The organism is Tenacibaculum sp. AWR4_210, from assembly GCF_056160945.1.
In genome coordinates, this window is the sequence record NZ_JBSWYF010000006.1 from 65490 (window position 1) to 86165 (window position 20676).

Here is a 20676-nt window from a genome sequence, read left to right on the forward strand (position 1 = left end):
TTACACGAATTCTAAAAAAAAATAATAATATTCGCTAAATTGCGTTGAATTATATAGCTAATAGTTACAGTATGAGAACCACAAAAGTATTATTATTCTTTATAATCGCCTTTGTTTTTACTGCCTGCAGTAAAAAAGACGAGACTCCTGAAAATATTCAAGTCCAAAATTTCGTTTGGAAAGGCCTGAATGCCTATTATTTGTGGCAGGGGAATATTTCTGATCTATCAGACAGACGATTTTCGTCGGAACAGCAATTGTACAACTACCTCAACGGCTATAGTGATCCTAAAAATTTATTTGAAAGCCTATTGTACCAGCGTGGTACTGTAGACAAATGGTCGTGGATAGTTGATGATTATATCGCTTTAGAACAAGCGCTTCAAGGAACTTCACAAACTACCGGTATGGAATTTGGTATCGCTCCTTACAGAAGCCAACCCAATAATGTTTACGGCTATGTGCGTTACGTGGTTCCCGGTACAGATGCAGCGACCAAAGGAGTAACTAGAGGAATGCTTTTTACAGAAGTTAATGGAACGCAATTAACACGACAAAATTACAGAAGCTTATTGTTTTCCGATGCAACGAGTTATACCATAGGGCTCGCCGATTACAATACAGGAAATCCGGTGAGAAATGCAAATTCTTTGAGCCTCAACAAAGGAAATACCACTGAAAACCCAGTACACGTAGCGAAAACCCTCGATGTTTCTGGTAGAAAAATTGGCTACCTGATGTACAATGGCTTCACTTCTAATTTCGATGCACAACTGAATACTGCCTTCGGTCAGTTTAAAGCAGACAACGTTACCGACTTAATTGTAGATTTACGTTACAATGGCGGTGGTGCTGTAAGTACTGCAACTCGTTTAGGAAGTATGATAACCGGGCAATTTAACGGAGAAATATTTGCGCAACAAATGTGGAATTCAAAAATTATGAGCGCGACCACTACAGAATCGTTAGTGAATAGATTTGTGAATACACTTAGTAACGGAACGGCAATTAATAGCTTAAACCTTACACGTGTTTATTTTATCACTACTGGTGACTCTGCTTCGGCATCTGAACTCGTGATGAACAGTTTAGCGCCCTATATTACAGTGCGATCAGTAGGAAACCGAACGCACGGAAAATACGCAGGTTCCATTACTATGTACGATTCTCCAACATTCACGTCAAAATCGGGTATCAACCCCAATCACAACTGGGCTATGCAACCCATAGTTCTTGAAATAGTGAATAAAGAAGGAAAAAATGACAAAGACGGTATAGACCCTACCGTAGACCTTGATGAAGATTTTGGTAATTTAGGAGTGTTAGGAGACCCTAATGAACCGCTGTTAAAACGAACCATCGAGTTAATTACCACCGGGAGAAAGAGCAGCAGACCTCGCAGCGCATTTAGCGTACACCCCATCAGCAATTCAAAAGCAAACAGTCCGACATTTAACAATATGTACGTAGATACAGAATAATAAAAAAAGCCAGCACCGACATGCTGGCTTTTTTTATATAGTTCATATTGCTAAAACAAACTTAATTGCTGTTGCTCAGTTTCTTTAGGAATCGTCAATTGTAGGTGTAGCACTTGGTTGAGCTTTTCTATAAAGTGATTTGCCAACATCGGCACTTCCTCCTCCACATTTTGATGTATAAAAAAATCTAATTTCTCAAGCCCAGCATCACTCCATGCTAGGATTCGCTGTACCCAGGCATCTAAACGATCATAGTCAGATGGATGGTTAGCGCCTACAAAGCGAATAAAAGCCTCTTTATTCGTCAATTCCATGTGTAACATATCTCTTCTACCTGCCGTATCTACCAAAATATTTCCTATTCCAAAATTACGGAAGTGTGACCGATACCCCGTTTTTTCTCCTTCGTCTGTATACCACCGTTCATTTCTAAGTTCTACTGCTAAGGGGATACCCTGAGGCCATCCCGTAATAAATTGCGCTAGATGAACGTAATCATCTGGTGAAAAACTCGGGTGTAATTGCAAAAATACAGTCCCCAATCTATCTCCTAACCCTCCAATGGCATCGAGGAAAACATTCACCTCATCCGAAACCTTACTCAATTGTTTCCAATGACTTATTTCTTGTGTTAACTTTGGAAAAAAAAGAAACCCTTCTGGTGTTTTTTCCCTCCAAATTTCAAATTGCTCTCTGGGATACTGTTTGTAAAATGTCGCGTTCAATTCCACTGAATTAAACCGCTTGCTATAGTATCGCAACTCGTCTTTCGTTCCTCTCGGATAAAACCCTTTTAACTCGTTCCTATTCCACTGAGCACAGCCAACAGCTACGCGCAGCTCTTGTTGCCGAGGCGATATCATGCCTAAACTTTGTACAGTGCCCTTTGCCGTTTCGGGCAAACTAAAATCGACTAAATCTGGTCTTGCTACCTTTCCAAACTTCATTATTTATCTACCAATTCTGTTCTGTAATCATTCATTGTCGCATCGTCCTTAAAGCGAGCGTGTTCAAAGCCCTGCTTCCACCAGCTTTTCATTTTTGCTTTGTCAAAAACCAATGAATTGGTAGTTAACACTGTAGGCGTATAGTATAGGTTGAGTTGCACATCGTTGTGTTTCGCCGACAATTTCCCGATGGTCACATTGTGCTTTTCTACGTGCTCCAGCATAAAACCAAAAACATCGAGCATTAACGAAAATGGGTTTTTAGCCGGCAATCTGTTAATTTGTGTGACTTCTGTTTCTAAAATAATGGCATCAATTTCCTTAGCCCCACGAAGAATAGCTTCACGTATCGGTACCAAACAGCCAAAACCTCCATCAGCATACTGACAATAATCTTTTTCCAATAAACTCATAAAGGGAACGTAATTACAAGAACCCCAGATCCAATCACAGAAATCGTCATAACTGCAATCTAAAATTGATTTGTACTCTATTTTATTTCTGGTCAAATTGGATACCGTTACCACTACCTCTTTCGCTTCTTCGCGAATCTCATGGTACATAGCTTCCGTGATGTTCTTTTTAATCAACTTTCTCAAGTTTTTACTCTCTCCAAAAGTTTTGCGTCCGTTTAAGAAGTTCCAAAGCGTGTTTCTATGTCGTATGGAAACAACTTTTTCTCCGTGTACCGTTTTTATTTTAAACGGGCTGTTGCTAAAAATTGACTGTTGTGTAACATTGGTATACAACTGCTTCAGCGCTTCCACGCGTCCGAGCGCCAAATGAGAAACCATTAGACTTCCCGTAGAAGTCCCTAAGAACATATCGTAAGATTTCCCTTTTTCTTTCATCAGATACTCGGCAACACCACCCGCAAATGCTCCTTTGCTTCCTCCTCCTGAAATTACCAATGCTTTTTTCATTGAATTTAACTATTTTAGTTTCGTAAAAATATCAAAAAATGAATCGATTCCTAGCTATTTTTTTAGTCGTTATTTTCCTAGTATCCTGTCAAAAAAACAAGAAATCTTCTAAGGTTCCTACGGTGATTATTGAACAGGCCGACAGCACGCAATCTAGTATACGCGCCATTCACGCCGTGGATAGTAAAACAGTGTATTACGCAGACTCTAAGGGCTACATCGGGAAGACGACAGATGGTGGTAAAACATGGCAACGCCAACAAATCCGATACAACGATAGTATCAATCCTCACTTTCGAAGTATCGCTGTTGTCGATCATAAAGTTTTCGCACTCTCCGTTGCTAACCCTGCGTTGCTTTACAAAGTAGAAAACGACAGTGTACAACTGGTTTACAAGGAAGAACACCCCAAGGTGTTTTACGATTCTATGAAGTTTTTTAGTAATGGTAAAGACGGTATCGCGGTAGGAGACCCTACAACTACCTGCCCTTCATTACTAATAACCCACGACGGAGGAGTAACATGGTCGAAAACCCCATGCGAAGCATTGCCTACCTTTGAAGAAGGTGAAGCTTTTTTCGCGGCTAGCAATACAAATATTAAGATTGTAGGCGATACCGTTTGGATTGCTTCAGGAGGAAAAAAAGCGCGCGTATTACGATCGATAGATCGCGGTAACACATGGTCAATAATGACCACTCCTATTATTCAAGGTAACGGACCGCAAGGTATTTATAGCATCGATTTTTACGATGCTCTCCACGGTTGCATTATCGGGGGAGATTACAGCAAGCCTGACGCGAATACTGCAAATAAGGCCATAACTGATGATGGCGGACAAACCTGGAAACTCGTCGCAGATAAGCAACATCCCAATTATAAAAGTTGCGTACAGTACCTTCCAGGAAGTGATGGATTGGAATTAATCGCTATCGGTAAAACAGGAATCTCCTATTCAAATGACGGGGGTGCTCATTGGAAGTCAATCAGCAACGAAGCGTTTTATACACTTCAATTTGTTTCGAAAACTACTGCTTGGGTAGCCGGAGCCAACCGAATAGCACGCATACAATTGAGCTTTTAACCCATACAAGGCTTGTAAAGCACTGCTTAGCACTAGAATATGCTCTTAAAATATTCTTAATTTTTTGTTAAACAAAAGACTCAAATTTTAAGAATTCGATATTTTTAAATTCTAATTCAACTATATCATAATGAAGAGACTATTCATAGTGCTACTCTTTTTGTGTTATTCTCAGCTTTCTGCGCAAGAATACTTTCCTACAAACACAGGGGTAAAAACTACAAAACACACACTCATTGCATTTAAAAATGCAAAAATCTACGTAAACCCAACCCAAATAATTGATCGAGGAACGCTACTCATTAAAGACGGCAAAGTAGTTGCCGTTGGCAAATCAGTAAACATTCCGAAGCAGGCCAAAATTGTCGATGCTACCAACACCAGTATCTACCCTTCTTTTATTGATGCCTACAGTACTTTTGGAATAAAAACTCCTAAAAGAAAATCGGGAGGCAGCAGACGTCCTCAGTACGACGCATCTAGAAAAGGATATTATTGGAACGACCATATCCGACCTGAAACGCAAAGTTTTAAAAGCTTTCACTTCGATACTAAAAAGGCTAAAGAACTATTAGCATCAGGATTTGGAGTAGTCAATAGCCATAGTAACGACGGTATTATGCAAGGAACGGGAATACTCGTTGCGCTCAACCCAAAATCGACAGATGCCTATCGCATACTAGACAATGAATCGGGTAATTTTTTATCCTTTTCTAAAAGTAAATTGTCACGCCAATCCTATCCTACGTCGAGAATGGGAGCTATGGCTTTAATACGACAGGCCTATCTCGATGCTGCTTGGTATAAAGAGGGGCACGCGAAAAATACCGATCTGTCGTTAACCGCAATTAACAAACAACGCGATTTACCACAAATTTTCCGTGCAGGTGATGCTTTGAACGATTTGCGCGCCGATAAATTAGGTGATGAATTTAACATACAATATACACTGGTAGGTGGTGGTGACGAATACGAACGCATTGAAGCTATCAAAAAAACCAATGCGAAATTTATCATTCCCATCAATTTCCGTAAACCTTACGATGTAAGCAATATGGAACTTACCAAGCACATATCCTTACACGATATGCGCCGTTGGAACCAAGAGCCAAGTAATCCAATGGTCTTGGCTACTCATAAAGTCCCTTTCGCTTTGACTACTTATCAACTTAAATCTACCAAAGAATTTTTGCCGAATTTGCGCAAAGCCATCACCTACGGACTAGATAAAACAACGGCACTACAAGCACTTACAACGGTTCCGGCTAGCATTTTAAAGAATTCGCGTATCGGAAATTTAGCTCCGGGAAGTTTTGCTAACTTTTTAATCACCTCAGGTGATGCCTTCGATGCTAAAACTACCTATTACGAACATTGGATACAGGGTGAACAAACTATTTTAAACGATAGAAATATCACTGACCTCGCCGGAAACTACAAGCTAACTGCGAATGGAACTACCTATGAACTCAGTATCAAAGGCACTCCAGGAAAACAAAAAGCAAGCCTAAAAAAAGAAGGTAAAAAAGTTACTAGCAAATTTAGTTTTACGAATAACTGGATACAATTAAGCTTTAATGATGCTGGAAAAATTACTCGCCTTGAAGCCTATACAGACGGTACAGGGACGATATCAGGAAATGGAACCAATGCCAACGGTACTGCAATTTCTTGGACGGCTACAAAGGAAGCTACAAGCGAAAAAACTGCGGTAAAAACACCTGCCGTAACTAAAGCTCCCGAAATTTTACCGGTGAGTTATCCAAATATTGGACTAGGGCATCGTCAGAAAGTGCGCCAAGAAACCATTTTAATCAAAAATGCGACAATCTGGACTTCTGAAAACCAAGCTGTCTTAACGAATACGGACCTTTTAATTAAAAAAGGAAAAATCGCAAAAATTGGTAAAAACTTAAAAGCTAAAAATGCACGAGTTATCGATGCTACCGGAAAATATGTCACTGCTGGAATCATCGATGAGCATTCGCATATTGCAACTTCGGCGGTCAATGAGGCCGGACAAAACTCTTCGGCGGAGGTAACCATAGAAGATGTGGTAAACCCCAATGATGTGAATATTTACAGAAATATTGCCGGTGGAGTCACTTCGATACAAATTTTACACGGGTCTGCAAATCCAATCGGTGGACAATCAGCTATCATCAAACTAAAATGGGGTGAAAATGCTGAGGACTTGATATACACAAACAGTCCGAAGTTTATCAAGTTCGCCTTGGGTGAAAATGTCAAACAATCGAACTGGGGAGATCAAAATACCATTCGATTCCCTCAAACGCGAATGGGAGTTGAACAAGTCTATATCGATTATTTTCAACGCGCCAAAGAATACGCTGCTCTTAAAAAGAGTGGAAAACCATATCGCAAGGATATCGAACTTGAAACCTTAGCCGAAATCATTAATAAAAAACGCTTTATTTCTTGTCACTCTTATGTACAGTCAGAAATCAATATGCTGATGAAAGTTGCTGAACAGTTCAATTTCAACATCAACACTTTCACCCATATTCTGGAAGGTTACAAAGTAGCCGATAAAATGAAAAAGCACGGTGTTGGTGGTTCTACCTTCTCTGATTGGTGGGCCTATAAATACGAGGTGAACGATGCTATTCCTTACAACGCTGCCATTATGCATCGTCAAGGGATTACCGTAGCCATTAATTCAGACGATGCTGAAATGTCGAGACGCCTTAATCAAGAAGCTGCAAAAACCATGAAATACGGTAATTTAACAGAGCAAGAAGCGTGGAGTACGGTTACGATTAACCCTGCCAAATTACTGCATTTAGACAAGCGCACAGGAAGTATAAAAGTAGGGAAAGACGCGGATATCGTCGTTTGGAGTGGCAATCCACTATCCGTGTACACCAAGGCAGAAAACACCATTATAGACGGTGCTGTATACTTTGATATACAAGATGATTTGGCCAAGCGAAACGCCATTAAGCAAGAGCGCAACAAGCTCATCACGATGATGCTTTCTGCCAAAATTAAAGGAGCAAAAACTCAAGCTCCGGTAAAAAAGACTAAAAAATTATTCCACTGTGATACCGAATAACATCATGACGAAAAAATTTATAAAAACTATCGTAGGATCCCTATTGGCAACCGGACTTTTGTTGACAGACGCTGTTGCTCAGCAGACTCCTGCTCCAAAACAAACCCGAGCCATTAGTATCGAGGGAGCCACGGCTCACCTCGGAAATGGGCAAGTGATCGAAAACTCTTTGATCATGTTTGACAAAGGAAAGATTACCTTCGTTGGAAGTGCCAATGCCAGAATTGCCCGTCAAGGAGAAATCATCAAAGCAACTGGGAAACACGTATATCCTGGATTTATTGCCGCCAATACTTCTTTAGGACTAGCAGAAATCGATGCCGTAAGAGCAACAAGAGATTTCGACGAAGTGGGAACCATGCTTCCGCACATACGCAGTATTATCGCCTACAATACAGAAAGTAGAGTTGTTGAAACTATGCGTCCGAATGGAGTGTTCATCGCTCAGGTAACTCCGAGAGGAGGACGAATTTCCGGAACCTCGTCTGTAGTACAGTTAGATGCTTGGAACTGGGAAGATGCTTCAGTAAAATTAGACGATGCCATCCATATCAACTGGCCTTCAATTTTTACTAGAGGTCGTTGGTGGTTAGGAGAAGTTAGTGACCTAAAACCAAACAAGCAATACCCTGTGGCCGTAAACCAACTCAAAGACTTTTTTCAACGTGCGAAACTGTATTTGCAAGGTGATAGAACCGCTGTTAACCTGCCTTATGAAGCCTTGGAGCAAGTATTCAAAGGGCGCAAAAAAGTTTTTGTTCATGTCAACGGTAAGAAGAGCATCAGTGATGCCATACATTTCTTTAAAAAACTAGGTATCAACTCTGTAGTCATTGTTGGTGGACACGAGGCAGAACAGGTGGCAAGTTTATTGAGTACCAACAACATTCCAGTAGTTTTAAAGCGCGCACACAGATTACCGACGAAAGAGGATGAAGATTACGATTTACCCTTTCGTTCAGCCAAAATTTTAACAGATGCCGGTATTTTAGTAGGTGTTGGAATGAGTGGAGATATGGAGCGTATGAGTACGCGTAACCTACCGTTCTACGCAGGAACCTATGGAGCTTACGGACTCGGTAAAGAAAAGGCTGTGCAACTGATTACAGGCAACAATGCCAAGATTCTAGGAATCGATAAACAGATGGGAACCTTAGAGGTAGGTAAAGATGCTACCTTGTTTATATCAGAAGGAGACGCATTAGACATGCGTACCAACATCCTAACGAAAGCTTATATTCAAGGACGAGCGTTGAGCTTAGACACTCACCAAACGAAACTGTGGAAACGCTATTCCAACAAATACAAAAATCAATAAAAACCAAAAAAGCTCCTTCATTGAAGGAGCTTTCTTTTTTAACACAAGCACTAGGCTTATTCATCTAGGTAATCTTCCAATACCATAATCCAACCTTTTACTGGATCGAATAATAAATTTTCAGTATTTTCATTGTATGATAATTGTATGGTTCCTGTTGCCATTGGGGCAATGTTTTCACCGTCTTTAAAGGCCCAAACGGTAACTTTTAAATCGTATACATCTCCTTTTTTTAGTTTGTCTTGTGCCTGGCGTAATAATTCTAAAAAAGCGTAATCCGCAACATTGTTTGAGCGATTGTTGGTTACTTTAGGATAGAAAAAATAAAAGTCGTTTTTGTATTTATCCAATTGAGGTATATTCTTAGAAAACTTGGTACTCGATTTTCTCAACTTTTCTCTGTCAGTCGTGATTCCTGCCATCTCGTAAGTAATGTTAAACCAAGTTCCCGGATGTGCTACTGATAATGGCTGATCAAAATAGGGCTTGAAGGCCACCGTTTCACCAAGCACTTGCTTGGTTATAAAATTAGCCGATTTCTCTACTGGCTGATTGCTCTTAGAACTACGCAAGGCATTTGTGCTTTTTGCAAAAGCAATTTTTCCGTGGTATTTCTTGTAGGTTTCGAAGCGCATGAGTTTTCTCTTCACCTTGCTGTTTTGCGCTGCTTTTAACTCGGCAACCATCATATCTACTTTGGCCTGCGCTGTTTCAAGATCCCAAGTATCCAAATCCCCTTTATTTTTCGCCATTACTTCAACCACCGATCTTTTTGTATCGAGTGGCACCGACTCGTCATAACTATTGATAGAACGCTCGGTTTGCTGCGTTTGTGCTAAGACCCCAGGAGCAACTTCAAAAACTTCTATATATGATTTGGCATAACTCGACATCCAAACAAAAAACATTTTGATGTTCTTCTTTCTTAAAAAGCTTTCTTTTAGTTGCAGTTTAATTTGTGGATCTCCCCCCTTCTTTTCCCAATATCGCAATTCATTTACCACTTTTCCACCATCTTCTTTTACAAATTGAAACCCCACTACCTTGCCATCTTGCAAACTGTAGTATTGTCCGCTGAGTCCGAACTCGTCATTCTCTGAGTTTAGGTGAGTAAAAGCTCCGGAACCTCCCCCAGATTTGGTCGTTTTCTTTTTGGTTACTTTTTTCAATAAGCGATTGAACTGTGCGTTAGATTCATGCGTTGTTCCCAAAAACAGGGCCATCCACAACGCTACTACAGTAATGATTCTCGTTTGCATGCTATGTGTATTTTAGTTAAAATTTGAATGTTACTTTTTGTGTTTTTCTAATTATTTTACCGGGGTCACCTGCTCTTCCTCGCTGGCCTCTACTCGCACTCGCGTACTTAGGAGCCCCTCCTCTACCTCCTTTCCCTCCATTCACTTGAAGTTCCAAAGTAGCCTGTTTTACCGACGGATCTTTGATCAGTGTGATAACACCCCCAGCACCTCCATATCCTCCGTTACCACCGTTGGGACTGCGATCACTGCCTTCAAAGCCATTCATACCCCCACCGCCATTGGCATGGATACTCAGCTTGGTAGTAGGGAGCAATTTGTAGCGTGCCACCAGCTTATTTTTAGTAGTATTGAAGATTTCAATTTTATTGAGTAGCCTCCCCGTTTGACGGTGTTTAACAGTTTTAATTTTAACCGTTAAATGATCTCCTCTACCGGCGTGCTGACCATCTTTTCCCTGAATTACAGCCATGTGCTTATGCCGGTTATAGCCCCAAAAACCATTTTGGGTTACTCGAATCGGAATGTCGTTCGTCGTCGGTAAACTTCTCCTTGCTTTGAGATGAGTGTGAAATTTCGATCGCAACTCAACCACTATTTGATCATTTTTTAAAGAAGTGGCATCTTCGTCAACACGCACTTCCTCGGTAGTATTACTAACTCCTTGATGATGAAGTTCGAAATCGCTCCAAGGCAAGCTCCCACCTAGATTCGCTGTGGACAGGACTGTTCCGTCTGCTAATTCGGCCTCAACACCATAAGCTATGGCTTCCGCATAATGAGCAACCTTCCCCACATTTCCGATAAATTTGATGCGTAGTGCTTTTACTTTTCTATTTTCTATAGAATGTAATTTTCGTTCTTCCTCAGCCGCACGCATCTTTTCTTCTTTGACTACTGCCCTTGCCTGCGTCTGTTTTTTAAACACCGCTTTTGCATAAGCCGCGACTTTTGAATTCAGTGCTTGCACCCCTAAACCGACATCGCTTTTTTTGGTAAACACGTATTTTGCCGTGGCCTCTTCTTTACCGTTCCATGAGTAATACACCCACAAACCATCCAAATAGCTCAATCGATAAGCGGCAAACGAAAAGTACGCTGGGTAGCCAGGAACATCTGGAACAAATTTCTCGTCCAATATACCAGCGCGTTTTACCATTACTTCAGAAATTGCTCCGGCTGCATTTTTGGTAATTTGCAACGGCCAAGATTTTTTTACGGGGACCCACTGGTACTTTCGATGTGACTTTTGCTTTACCTTAAATACCTTGTAGTTTCCAGACTCAACATTTTGTAAAATTTGATTTTGATGCTGCTGAGCTTTGAGTACAACAGTTATCAATAATGAAAAAATTAGTGCAATGGCTCTCATATCTTTAGTTAATTAGTTCATGTGATGACAACTACTCGGTGATTTTAAACGACAAAAAAGTCTGTAGAGACACGAATTTCTCTACAGACTTCTCGCTGTATTGCACTTGTTTATAGCCGCCTTATACGAGTTCGACTCGCAGTTATTCAGGAATGCTAGTGTAGCGTCCCAGGCTTCAAAACAGTGTATAAAAATCCCCTTTTGTTTCATCCCATACAAAAATCACAAAAACCAACCAGTTAAAAATCAACCAATTGCTGAAATCAAAATATGAGTTGCTAAAGGTGTTATATGCAGTTTACGATATTTAAAAATTCTTGCTTTTTATCTTTAGAAATGGACACAACTTTGTCGTTATCCATGATAATATACCCGCCATCTTTCTTGATGTATTCTTTGATAAACAAGATATTAATAAGAAAAGAACGATGGGGTTTATAAAACATCATTTGTTTATGCAACAGTTCTACGAAATGCTTTAATGGTTTACTCACCAAGATTTCTTCTGCCGTTTTCATATAAATTTTGGTATACATACCGTCGGCCTCCAACAAAACTATCTCGTCAAAATTGACAAACTTAATACCGTCGGAAAACGGCAGTGCTATTTTTTTAAATTGCAAGTTCTGAAAGCTGTTCTTTAACTCGACCAACTGCTCGCTCAATATACCTTTACCAATGCGCTCCAAGGCTTTGTCTACGGCTTCTTTTACCTGGGTTGGGCGGGCGGGCTTTAATAAATAGTCAATGGCCGATAACTGAAGGGCTTGAATTGCGTATTCGCTATAAGCTGTCACGAAGATTATTTCAAAATTATGGGTGTCCTTGTCTAAAAAGTCGACAATTTCAAGTCCGGAATACTCGGGCATTTCAATATCCAAAAAAACTATTTTAGGCTGTTCTTTCTTGATCAATTCAACTCCTGAAATCAAATCTTCCGCTTCAAAAATCTCAGTGATTTTGGGACAGTTCTCTTGAATTAAAATTTGCAAGACATTCCTCGCTTTTGGTTCATCGTCAATTACTATTGCTTTCATTTATACTTGCTTATATGGTATGCGAATTATCACTTGTGTTCCTGAGGCCTTACCATCCGGTGCTACCAAATCATTGATGCTTACGCCAATCTTGTCGGTTCTTCCAAAATTCAGTAACTCCAATCTATCTTGAGTGGCTTTGGTAGCGAACGATTTATGCCTTCTGTTCTTTTTTTCATTGAGTAACTGCGCACGTGCCCTACCAATTCCATTATCTTCTACTGTACACTGAAGATACCCAGAAGTTCCATCAAATTCAAACAATATCTTCAATATTCCTTGATCTTTTTTGTGGAGTAATCCGTGTTTCAATGAGTTTTCTACATACGGTTGTATCAACATGGTAGGAATAGCTATACTACTTGGATCAATAGCACTGTTGCAACTTATTTCATAATCCAAGGCATCTTCGAATCGGAGTTTTTCCAGTTCCAAATACCGATCAATAGCTTCGATCTCTTCTTCCAAGCTAATGTACCCCTTGGCACTGTGATTCAAATACATTCGGATAAGGTCGGCGAATTTCCCCAAGTAATCTCCCGCCAAATTCTTTTGATTTAACAAGATATAATCTTGAATAGAGTTCAAGGCGTTAAAAATAAAATGAGGATTCATCTGTGACCTCAAGTTTTCCAGTTTTAGAAATACCATTTCCTTTTCGCGTTCTACCTGATTCAACTGACGTAGTTGCTCTGCCTTTTGAGTGCGTAATCGCTGCTTAAAGTAATACGTAATTACACAGGTCAATAACAGCAGCATCAAGGCTATAAACCACCACTTTTGATACCAAGGCCAAGCGATATTTACCGATATCTTACTAATTTTTGACTCCATTAGTCCAAATCGTTCCACCGCTTTAAGTTCAACAGTATAGGCTCCTGGCGACAACCCGTCAAACACCAATTCACTGGCTCCTTTGGATACGGTAGTCCACGTATCACTAGCTCCTAACAAGCGGTAATAATAATCGGTGTTCTCTTCCGATAAATGACCATTTGCATGAAAACCTATGACAATTTTTTTGACATCACTTTCCAGGTCATATGCTGTTTTCACTGGTTTTTCAACTGTATCAACCAGTACGTTTCTAATATAAAATTCAGGAGCTCCGAATTTTTTAAATACACGTTCTTTATCAAAGCGAAACAGGCCTTTATTCGTGGCAAAATACACCTGTTCTCCTAGCACAACGATATCTGCTATATTGAAGGATCCTAGACCTTCCTTAACGGTTAAATTTCGAATATTGCCAGTAATATTATCCAAACATTGGATTCCTTTATCAGAAACCACCCATAAAAAATTTCCATCCGCAAAAATACCTGAAGCCCTATTCGACAACAGGCCATTTGCCGCTGTATAATTACAGGTTACTTTACCATTTCTGATTCCTAGAATTCCGTCTTTAAAAGTCGAAACCCAAACAGTGCCATCTTGCGTATTCGCTATATCTACTACAAATATAGGTGCCTCGTTAAAGGTGATTTTCCTCGGTTGTAAATCGGCTTGGTAATACTGCAGTCCATCCACATAAGCCACGAAAATCTCGTTGGTCAAACCGTTATAATGGGTAGCATAGGTACGTCGATCTCCGATCCTTTTAGTCGTTTTGTGTTTCAAATCAACGATTTCCGCATACCCAAAGGCTCCGTATACAAAACTGTAATCGTTAATGGAAGAGATTCCTTTGGCATTACCTTTACCTCGTAGCATAGGATAGTCTAATACTTGATAACTGTGCTTGTCCAAAGCAACTCCCGAATTCCCGAAACTGAGATAGATTTTCGACGAAATATCACAGCCTAATTTACTCACCTTTATTCCTGGATTTCGATAGATGAGCTCTTGCGTATTAAGTGCCCGGTTAAGTACGTTCACATTTCCCTCTATATCTCCAATCAATAATCTGGTATCATCAAGCTTACACAATTCATTTACAAATTCCGCTCCTTCTTTAAGTTCTACTTTTTCTATTTCGATATTCGGAATGATATACACGCCTTCACGCAGGGTTCCAATCCAGTAGTTTTCATTTTTATCTTTGACTACGGCAGTGATAAACTTTCCTTGGAAATAATGATGCTTTAAAGTAAATTGTCCGTCTTTATAGGTATAAATGCGCAAACCTTTCGGAGTAGCTATCCAAACAGTATCATTTATAAGATATAAATTAATAATGGGCTCCTCTAAATCTAAAATTTCTTTAGAAATCGGAACAAACTGCTTTCCTTTCAAGAGGTACAGCTTTCTTTTAAAAATCGTATTATCCTGTACCGTAAGCAATACCGTATTGTAGAAGGGTTTCGTTCTCACTACTACATGACGCAATTTCTTAGGAATCTCAAAACTACTGATTAGCTTAGGCTTCGGATTCCCGTTAACACGATATCGAAAAGCGTTTCCCTGAACGTAAAAAAGCGTATCATTACGGATAAAACTCGATACATGTCCACCGTGATCTTCAAGAGCACTCCTCACTTTCTTGGACTGTAGGTCTACTCTAAAGGAGCGACCTCCACAATTTACTAATAATTCTCCGTCGTAAAATGAATACTCTGCCAATTGCCCCCTAGTGTAGGCTTTCATGTCTACAAACAGCTGGAGTTTATTGTTTTCTATATAAAAATACTGTCCTGTAATATTGTTACACCAAACTCTTCCTGCGGCATCCATACTAAGTCCGAATACAGACAAGCCTCGTTTATTTTTATGTGTAAAATGCTTAAACTCCTTACCGTCGTAACTGTATAAGCCTTTGTCTGCGGCCAACCAAATAATTCCTTGTCGGTCTTCCAAAATATCGTAAAATTCAATATCTGGTAGCCCGTCCTTGTCAGTCAATTGAATGGCTACAGGGTGCTGTGCGAACAATTGAAAGGTCCATAAAAAAAACGCCGAATATAAAAGTAGTGTTTTCAAAAAATGGGGTTTAACTTCAAATATAAAATTATCTCCAATGAAATCAACACAAAGCTTCTGAAATTACAGTATTGCTTTCTTAAAAGACACTCTGCACTATCAATCGCCCAACTGAGTTTTTAAAAAGCCGTAGATGCGCCTTCTCTTTCTGTACAACACTATCCCCAATAACAGTGACAATACAGTAATACTAACGATCATTATTTTCTGATACCAAGGAAGTCGAATACTGATTTCACATTCGTAAAATGCCCCGGGTTTTGGAAGAAATCGCGGTTGTTTTTGGAATTGAAAAACGTACTTTCCTGCGGACAGACTGTGAAAAACAACCCGTTTGTGTGCTACGGGAACCGCTGTCCATTCTATATTTTTCTCTTTATCAATAAGGCGGTAGCGATAAAGATATGACGAAGTGGTACTATCGATAGGGTCATCAAACACGAATTCGAGTTTGCGCAATCCTTCAATAAATGTATAGACATCTGATTTAGGGTACGAAACATCATCGACAAAGACCGTTTTTAAAAACCGTAAAGTATCCGGTGAAGTCGAGCTTAACTCCTGAGTATGTGCTTGCCCCATGGCTCCGGTGATTCCAAACAAAAGCTGTCCGAGAAAAAAGCAGCTATATCCTATGGCATTGGTGGTTAGTTTCATGGTTTGGCGAGTATTGTGCTACTTAAAGATAGCACAAAAACAAAAAAACCCGATGAATACTCATCGGGTTTTCTAAAAAAAGGTGTTTTACACGTTTATTTTACTTCTTCGAAATCAACGTCTTCAACATTATCGCCTTGTGCGTCGTTTCCGTTAGGTTGTGCTTGCTGAGCCCCTGCATCTGCTCCTCCAGCTTGTTGCTGTGCAGCGTACATTTCTTCAGAAGCCGCTTTCCACGCTTCGTTGATTTTCTCCATAGCAGCATCGATTTGCGCTAAGTCTTTTGACTCGTGTGCTTTTTTCAATTCTTCTAATGCTGCTTCAATTGGTTGCTTTTTATCAGCAGACAACTTGTCTCCAAATTCAGATAATTGCTTCTCAGTTTGGAAAATCATGGCATCTGCACCATTGATTTTTTCAGCAGTTTCTTTTGCTTGCTTATCTGCTTCAGCATTTGCCTCTGCATCAGCTTTCATCTTTTGGATTTCTTCGTCAGTCAATCCTGAAGAAGCTTCGATACGAATATTCTGAGATTTTCCTGTAGCTTTATCTGCTGCAGATACATTGATAATACCATTCGCATCAATATCGAAAGTTACTTCAATTTGAGGAACTCCTCTTGGTGCTGGTGGAATATCGGTCAATTGGAATCTACCGATTGTCTTGTTATCCGCTGCCATTGCACGCTCTCCTTGTAATACGTGAATATCTACAGAAGGTTGATTGTCAACAGCCGTTGAGAATACCTGTGATTTTTTTGTTGGAATAGTCGTATTTGCATCGATTAACTTGGTGAATACATTCCCCATAGTTTCAATACCTAATGACAATGGAGTTACGTCTAATAACAATACGTCTTTTACATCTCCTGTCAATACTCCTCCTTGAATTGCTGCTCCTAATGATACAACCTCATCTGGGTTTACTCCTTTACTTGGTGCTTTACCGAAGAACTTCTCTACAGCCTCTTGAATTGCAGGAATACGAGTAGATCCTCCTACTAAGATAATCTCATCAATTTCAGATGTAGATAAGTCAGCGTTCTTAAGTGCTGTTTGACATGGAGCGATAGTACGTTTTACTAAATCGTCGATTAACTGCTCAAACTTAGCTCTGGTCAAGTTTCTTACCAAGTGCTTAGGTCCTGAAGCTGTCGCCGTGATATACGGTAAGTTAATTTCTGTAGAAGTCGTACTCGACAACTCGATTTTTGCTTTTTCAGCTGCTTCTTTCAAACGTTGTAAAGCCATAGGATCTTGACGTAAGTCCATATTTTCCTCAGCTTTAAACTCTTCTGCTAACCAGTTGATGATTTTTTCATCTACGTCATCTCCTCCTAAGTGCGTATCTCCATCAGTAGCTAATACTTCAAATACTCCATCTCCTAATTCGAGGATAGAAACATCATGCGTACCTCCACCGAAGTCAAATACTACAATTTTCTTATCGTCATTTGCTTTGTCTAAACCATAAGCTAAAGCCGCTGCTGTAGGTTCGTTGATAATACGACGAACTTTCAATCCTGCAATCTCACCTGCTTCTTTAGTCGCTTGACGTTGTGCATCGTTAAAGTATGCTGGTACCGTAATTACAGCTTCAGAAACACCTTGACCTAAGTAGTCTTCAGCAGTTTTCTTCATTTTTTGTAATACCATCGCAGAAATTTCTTGCGGTGTATACAAACGGTCATCAATTTTTACACGAGGAGTATCGTTATCTCCACTTACCACTTCATAAGGAACTCTCTCTGCTTCTTTTCTAGACTCAGAAAATTTATTCCCCATAAAACGCTTAATAGAATAAACTGTTTTTGTTGGGTTCGTCACCGCTTGACGTTTTGCTGGATCCCCAACTTTACGCTCACCTCCTTCAACAAATGCAACAACTGATGGCGTGGTTCTTTTTCCTTCTGCATTAGGAATTACTACGGGTTCGTTTCCTTCCATTACAGATACACACGAATTGGTAGTACCTAAATCTATACCTATAATTTTACTCATAATTTTATTTACAGTTTAAATTTTAATTCAATCTTACGTCAGAACAATAGTCAAACTGTATGCCAGAGGATTTTTACCCTAGTTTTGGCAGTTTTGCATAAAAATGAGGCTGTTTATTGTGACAGAGTGTCATTTTTTTGACATTTTTTGATAGGTATCGTACACTAAGATGATATTAGCGTAGGTATTTTGGAGTGCTACTGACACTTCCGCTTTCGACTTAAACCCCACTTCGGTAATGCCTTCTTCAAGTTGAGGCTTCAAGGGACCGTCATATTCGGTAGTCATGGCATACCAATACGTTTCTTTTAAGCATTTCTCACCGTCTTGTACAAATAAATGATACGTATTTAATAAAAACGGACCGAGTTCAAGTCCTGTAATGCCACATTCCTCTTCAACCTCTCGGATAGCAGTTTCTTTTATTGACTCACCTTCTTCAATTCTTCCTTTGGGCAAATCCCATTTGTTCCCTCGATAGATAAATAAGTACTCTCCTGCTGGGTTGGTCACCAAGCCTCCTCCTGCTACTATAGGTCTGTACATGGTTCGAATGGCTTCCCAATCGGCCTCTAAATCGGTTGAAAACAGGTAAACTCCTGATAAAATATCGTTCTTTAACTTATAAATTAGCTCTTCGAAAACAATATTTTTGAAGATATACACGGGATAATTTTCTTCTTTTGAATTAGAAGTTGTTAATATTATTGGTTTATCATTAACAAAAACTTTATACATTTGTGACATGGATTTTAACAAAGATACGGCAAAAAAAACTGCCGAACTGCTATTACAAATAAAAGCAATCAAATTGAGCCCGCAAGACCCATTCAAATGGGCTTCTGGCTGGAACTCTCCTATCTATTGTGATAACCGCATCACATTGTCATACCCATCGGTTAGAAATTTTTTGAAAGAAAAAATCGCCAAAATCGTTGAAGATAAGCACGGAAAACCAGACGTTATTGCTGGAGTTGCTACAGGAGCAATTGCCATTGGTGTACTCGTTGCACAAGAATTAGGAGTCCCTTTTGTATACGTACGTCCTGAGCCTAAAAAACACGGTCGAAAAAACCAAATTGAAGGACACTTAGAAAGCGGACAAAACGTAGTTGTTATCGAAGACTTAATCAGTACAGGTAAGAGTAGTTTAAACGCGGTAAAAGCCCTGAAAGAAGCCAATGCTACTGTAAAAGGAATGGTGGCTATTTTTTCTTATGGATTCGAAATCGCTACCGAAAACTTTGCCCAAGATCACGTTGAACTCACTACCCTAAGCAACTATGAGTGCTTGTTAGAACAGGCTTTAGACAGTTCTTATATCACCAATGAAGAATTGCGCTTACTAGAAGACTGGCGCCTGTCACCGAGCACCTGGAACCCAAATAAATAATACGTAAAAAGAACCTTATGAATATCGAAGGAAATACAGTTACTGTAAACAAAGCAGCGAACGAAGTTTTTGATTTTTTCACCAAATTAGAAAACTACCAACAACTCATGCCAGAAAACACGGAAAAGTTTGAAGTTGATGGTGAGAGCTTTATTTTTGGATTAAAAGGAATGCCTGAAATTCGTTTAGTGTTAAAAGACAAAACAGAATTCACGAATGTAACCCTTGGTGCAGCGAGTAGTAAACTTCCATTTACACTTGCTTCTGATATTAAAGAAATCGCAGCTGACCAATGTGAAGTAAGCTTGAAATTCGCTGGAGATTTTAATCCTATGATGGCAATGATGGTTAAAAAACCTTTGACCAAGTTTATTGACACCTTAACTGAAAATATAGCAAAATTGTAATTCGAGTATTTTAGGCAAAGGATATTTCCTTAATTCCAAAATCTCGATGTGTTTCGTCTGCAAGTTCTACGCGAAGTTTGCCGGCCGTGGAAACACCGACAATTTTACCTAAAAATAATTCGTTCTCAGCAGTTTTAAACATGCTGGGAACGTTTTTTTTGTACAAGACCTTTAGGTATCTAGATTCCAACAAATCGTAATCGCGATTATTTAAATACGCCATATACTTTTCAAAACTCGTATACCAAGTTCGCAAAACCATTTCAAGCGGAAACTCTTGTTCCAAAACATCCACAAGCGAGGTTGCTTTAAAGGAGGTAATTTCCTTAAAACTTTGGTTGACATTTAGCCCGATTCCTATCACTGTTGCAACCACGTCCGTTCCCTTCAAAGTATTTTCGACTAACAAACCACATATTTTGGCATGCCCTGCCATAATGTCGTTAGGCCATTTTATCTGAACATTTGCCACTCCGAGCTCTTCTAAGCATTCCCAAACACTCAATGCTGCAGCGTAATTCAAATAGCGCTGTTCCGCAACCGACAATTGATCAAGACGCTCAAAAACACTGAATGTAAGGTTCTTACCAGGCTCCGACTTCCAAACCGTGTGCATTTGTCCTCGTCCAGCAGTTTGATTTTCAGCCATCACCACCGTTGAATTTTCTAGCAAGGTGTTCTCTGCCAAATTCTTCAAAAAAAGATTCGTCGAGTCAATGGCACTAAGTTTGATTAATTTCATGTAACTTTAGGTAAGTAAACTAGTATCAATAATACGTAATTTACTCGCAAAAAAATAATA

16 protein-coding genes are annotated in these 20676 nt (G+C 39.6%); 6 read left to right on the forward strand and 10 right to left on the reverse strand.

All coding sequences use genetic code 11. The features are described from left to right. Positions 1 to 71 precede the first annotated feature (71 nt). Positions 72 to 1481, forward strand: a complete 1410-nt coding sequence (locus ACXAG7_RS12205; RefSeq protein ID WP_476666940.1) for a S41 family peptidase — start codon at positions 72 to 74, stop codon at positions 1479 to 1481. A 50-nt stretch (positions 1482 to 1531) separates the two neighbouring features. On the opposite strand, the gene ACXAG7_RS12210 is transcribed toward ACXAG7_RS12205, so the two are convergent. Both ACXAG7_RS12210 and ACXAG7_RS12215 read right to left on the reverse strand, forming a co-directional pair. Beyond that, positions 1532 to 2428 carry a DUF72 domain-containing protein gene (locus ACXAG7_RS12210; RefSeq protein ID WP_476666941.1) on the reverse strand — a complete coding sequence of 299 codons (897 nt, stop codon included), beginning with the start codon at positions 2426 to 2428 and terminating at the stop codon, positions 1532 to 1534. Further along, complete coding sequence (locus ACXAG7_RS12215) at positions 2428 to 3351, reverse strand: patatin-like phospholipase family protein (RefSeq protein WP_476666942.1); 924 nt, start codon at positions 3349 to 3351, stop codon at positions 2428 to 2430. The genes ACXAG7_RS12210 and ACXAG7_RS12215 overlap by 1 nt, the downstream gene beginning before the upstream one ends. Before the next feature lie 38 nt (positions 3352 to 3389). Here ACXAG7_RS12215 and ACXAG7_RS12220 point away from each other — a divergent pair, with 38 nt between their 5' ends. The 3 genes from ACXAG7_RS12220 to ACXAG7_RS12230 all read left to right on the forward strand — a co-directional run bounded on the left by ACXAG7_RS12220 (position 3390) and on the right by ACXAG7_RS12230 (position 8830). Then, on the forward strand, positions 3390 to 4436 hold the full coding sequence (locus tag ACXAG7_RS12220) for a WD40/YVTN/BNR-like repeat-containing protein (protein WP_476666943.1): 1047 nt from the start codon (positions 3390 to 3392) through the stop codon (positions 4434 to 4436). Between the two features lie 130 nt (positions 4437 to 4566). Then, positions 4567 to 7512: an amidohydrolase family protein gene (locus tag ACXAG7_RS12225; RefSeq protein WP_476666944.1), complete on the forward strand. Its 2946-nt coding sequence runs from the start codon at positions 4567 to 4569 to the stop codon at positions 7510 to 7512. A 4-nt stretch (positions 7513 to 7516) separates the two neighbouring features. Then, complete coding sequence (locus ACXAG7_RS12230; protein ID WP_408043058.1) at positions 7517 to 8830, forward strand: amidohydrolase family protein; 1314 nt, start codon at positions 7517 to 7519, stop codon at positions 8828 to 8830. Between the two features lie 56 nt (positions 8831 to 8886). On the opposite strand, the gene ACXAG7_RS12235 is transcribed toward ACXAG7_RS12230, so the two are convergent. The 7 genes from ACXAG7_RS12235 to ACXAG7_RS12265 form a co-directional block, all read right to left on the reverse strand. Further along, positions 8887 to 10089 (reverse strand): hypothetical protein, encoded by a 1203-nt coding sequence (locus ACXAG7_RS12235; protein WP_476666945.1) that lies wholly within the window; start codon positions 10087 to 10089, stop codon positions 8887 to 8889. 16 nt (positions 10090 to 10105) lie between these two features. Then, a complete protein-coding gene (locus tag ACXAG7_RS12240) occupies positions 10106 to 11461 on the reverse strand; it encodes a hypothetical protein (RefSeq protein WP_476666946.1) in 1356 nt (451 codons plus the stop codon). Between the two features lie 287 nt (positions 11462 to 11748). Beyond that, positions 11749 to 12498, reverse strand: a complete 750-nt coding sequence (locus ACXAG7_RS12245; protein WP_408043055.1) for a LytR/AlgR family response regulator transcription factor — start codon at positions 12496 to 12498, stop codon at positions 11749 to 11751. Then, positions 12499 to 15417 carry a sensor histidine kinase gene (locus tag ACXAG7_RS12250; RefSeq protein ID WP_476666947.1) on the reverse strand — a complete coding sequence of 973 codons (2919 nt, stop codon included), beginning with the start codon at positions 15415 to 15417 and terminating at the stop codon, positions 12499 to 12501. It lies immediately after the preceding gene. Between the two features lie 99 nt (positions 15418 to 15516). Continuing rightward, complete coding sequence (locus ACXAG7_RS12255; RefSeq protein ID WP_476666948.1) at positions 15517 to 16074, reverse strand: hypothetical protein; 558 nt, start codon at positions 16072 to 16074, stop codon at positions 15517 to 15519. 95 nt (positions 16075 to 16169) lie between these two features. Continuing rightward, positions 16170 to 18074, reverse strand: coding sequence for a molecular chaperone DnaK (gene dnaK, locus ACXAG7_RS12260; protein WP_408043052.1), 1905 nt, complete (start codon positions 18072 to 18074; stop codon positions 16170 to 16172). A 129-nt stretch (positions 18075 to 18203) separates the two neighbouring features. Next, entirely contained in the window at positions 18204 to 18812 is a 609-nt protein-coding gene (locus ACXAG7_RS12265; protein ID WP_476666949.1) for an NUDIX hydrolase, read from the reverse strand. A 7-nt stretch (positions 18813 to 18819) separates the two neighbouring features. Between ACXAG7_RS12265 and pyrE the strand changes: the two genes are divergently transcribed. Together pyrE and ACXAG7_RS12275 are read left to right on the forward strand one after the other, a co-directional pair. Continuing rightward, the gene (gene pyrE / locus ACXAG7_RS12270; RefSeq protein ID WP_408043050.1) at positions 18820 to 19467 is read left to right on the forward strand and encodes an orotate phosphoribosyltransferase; all 648 of its coding nucleotides are present in this window, start codon (positions 18820 to 18822) and stop codon (positions 19465 to 19467) included. A gap of 17 nt (positions 19468 to 19484) precedes the next feature. Further along, positions 19485 to 19874: an SRPBCC family protein gene (locus tag ACXAG7_RS12275; RefSeq protein WP_408043049.1), complete on the forward strand. Its 390-nt coding sequence runs from the start codon at positions 19485 to 19487 to the stop codon at positions 19872 to 19874. Positions 19875 to 19884: 10 nt separating this feature from the next. Here ACXAG7_RS12275 and ACXAG7_RS12280 read toward each other — a convergent pair whose 3' ends face one another. Next, positions 19885 to 20616, reverse strand: a complete 732-nt coding sequence (locus tag ACXAG7_RS12280) for a biotin--[acetyl-CoA-carboxylase] ligase (RefSeq protein ID WP_408043048.1) — start codon at positions 20614 to 20616, stop codon at positions 19885 to 19887. Between the last annotated feature and the right edge of the window lie 60 nt (positions 20617 to 20676).

Coding starts and splice junctions, on each gene's coding strand:
- ACXAG7_RS12205 (WP_476666940.1), top strand. CDS start 72: ATGAGAACCACAAAAGTATTATTATTCTTTATAATCGCCTTTGTTTTT.
- ACXAG7_RS12210 (WP_476666941.1), bottom strand. CDS start 2,428: ATGAAGTTTGGAAAGGTAGCAAGACCAGATTTAGTCGATTTTAGTTTG.
- ACXAG7_RS12215 (WP_476666942.1), bottom strand. CDS start 3,351: ATGAAAAAAGCATTGGTAATTTCAGGAGGAGGAAGCAAAGGAGCATTT.
- ACXAG7_RS12220 (WP_476666943.1), top strand. CDS start 3,390: ATGAATCGATTCCTAGCTATTTTTTTAGTCGTTATTTTCCTAGTATCC.
- ACXAG7_RS12225 (WP_476666944.1), top strand. CDS start 4,567: ATGAAGAGACTATTCATAGTGCTACTCTTTTTGTGTTATTCTCAGCTT.
- ACXAG7_RS12230 (WP_408043058.1), top strand. CDS start 7,517: ATGACGAAAAAATTTATAAAAACTATCGTAGGATCCCTATTGGCAACC.
- ACXAG7_RS12235 (WP_476666945.1), bottom strand. CDS start 10,089: ATGCAAACGAGAATCATTACTGTAGTAGCGTTGTGGATGGCCCTGTTT.
- ACXAG7_RS12240 (WP_476666946.1), bottom strand. CDS start 11,461: ATGAGAGCCATTGCACTAATTTTTTCATTATTGATAACTGTTGTACTC.
- ACXAG7_RS12245 (WP_408043055.1), bottom strand. CDS start 12,498: ATGAAAGCAATAGTAATTGACGATGAACCAAAAGCGAGGAATGTCTTG.
- ACXAG7_RS12255 (WP_476666948.1), bottom strand. CDS start 16,074: ATGAAACTAACCACCAATGCCATAGGATATAGCTGCTTTTTTCTCGGA.
- dnaK (WP_408043052.1), bottom strand. CDS start 18,074: ATGAGTAAAATTATAGGTATAGATTTAGGTACTACCAATTCGTGTGTA.
- ACXAG7_RS12265 (WP_476666949.1), bottom strand. CDS start 18,812: ATGTATAAAGTTTTTGTTAATGATAAACCAATAATATTAACAACTTCT.
- pyrE (WP_408043050.1), top strand. CDS start 18,820: ATGGATTTTAACAAAGATACGGCAAAAAAAACTGCCGAACTGCTATTA.
- ACXAG7_RS12275 (WP_408043049.1), top strand. CDS start 19,485: ATGAATATCGAAGGAAATACAGTTACTGTAAACAAAGCAGCGAACGAA.
- ACXAG7_RS12280 (WP_408043048.1), bottom strand. CDS start 20,616: ATGAAATTAATCAAACTTAGTGCCATTGACTCGACGAATCTTTTTTTG.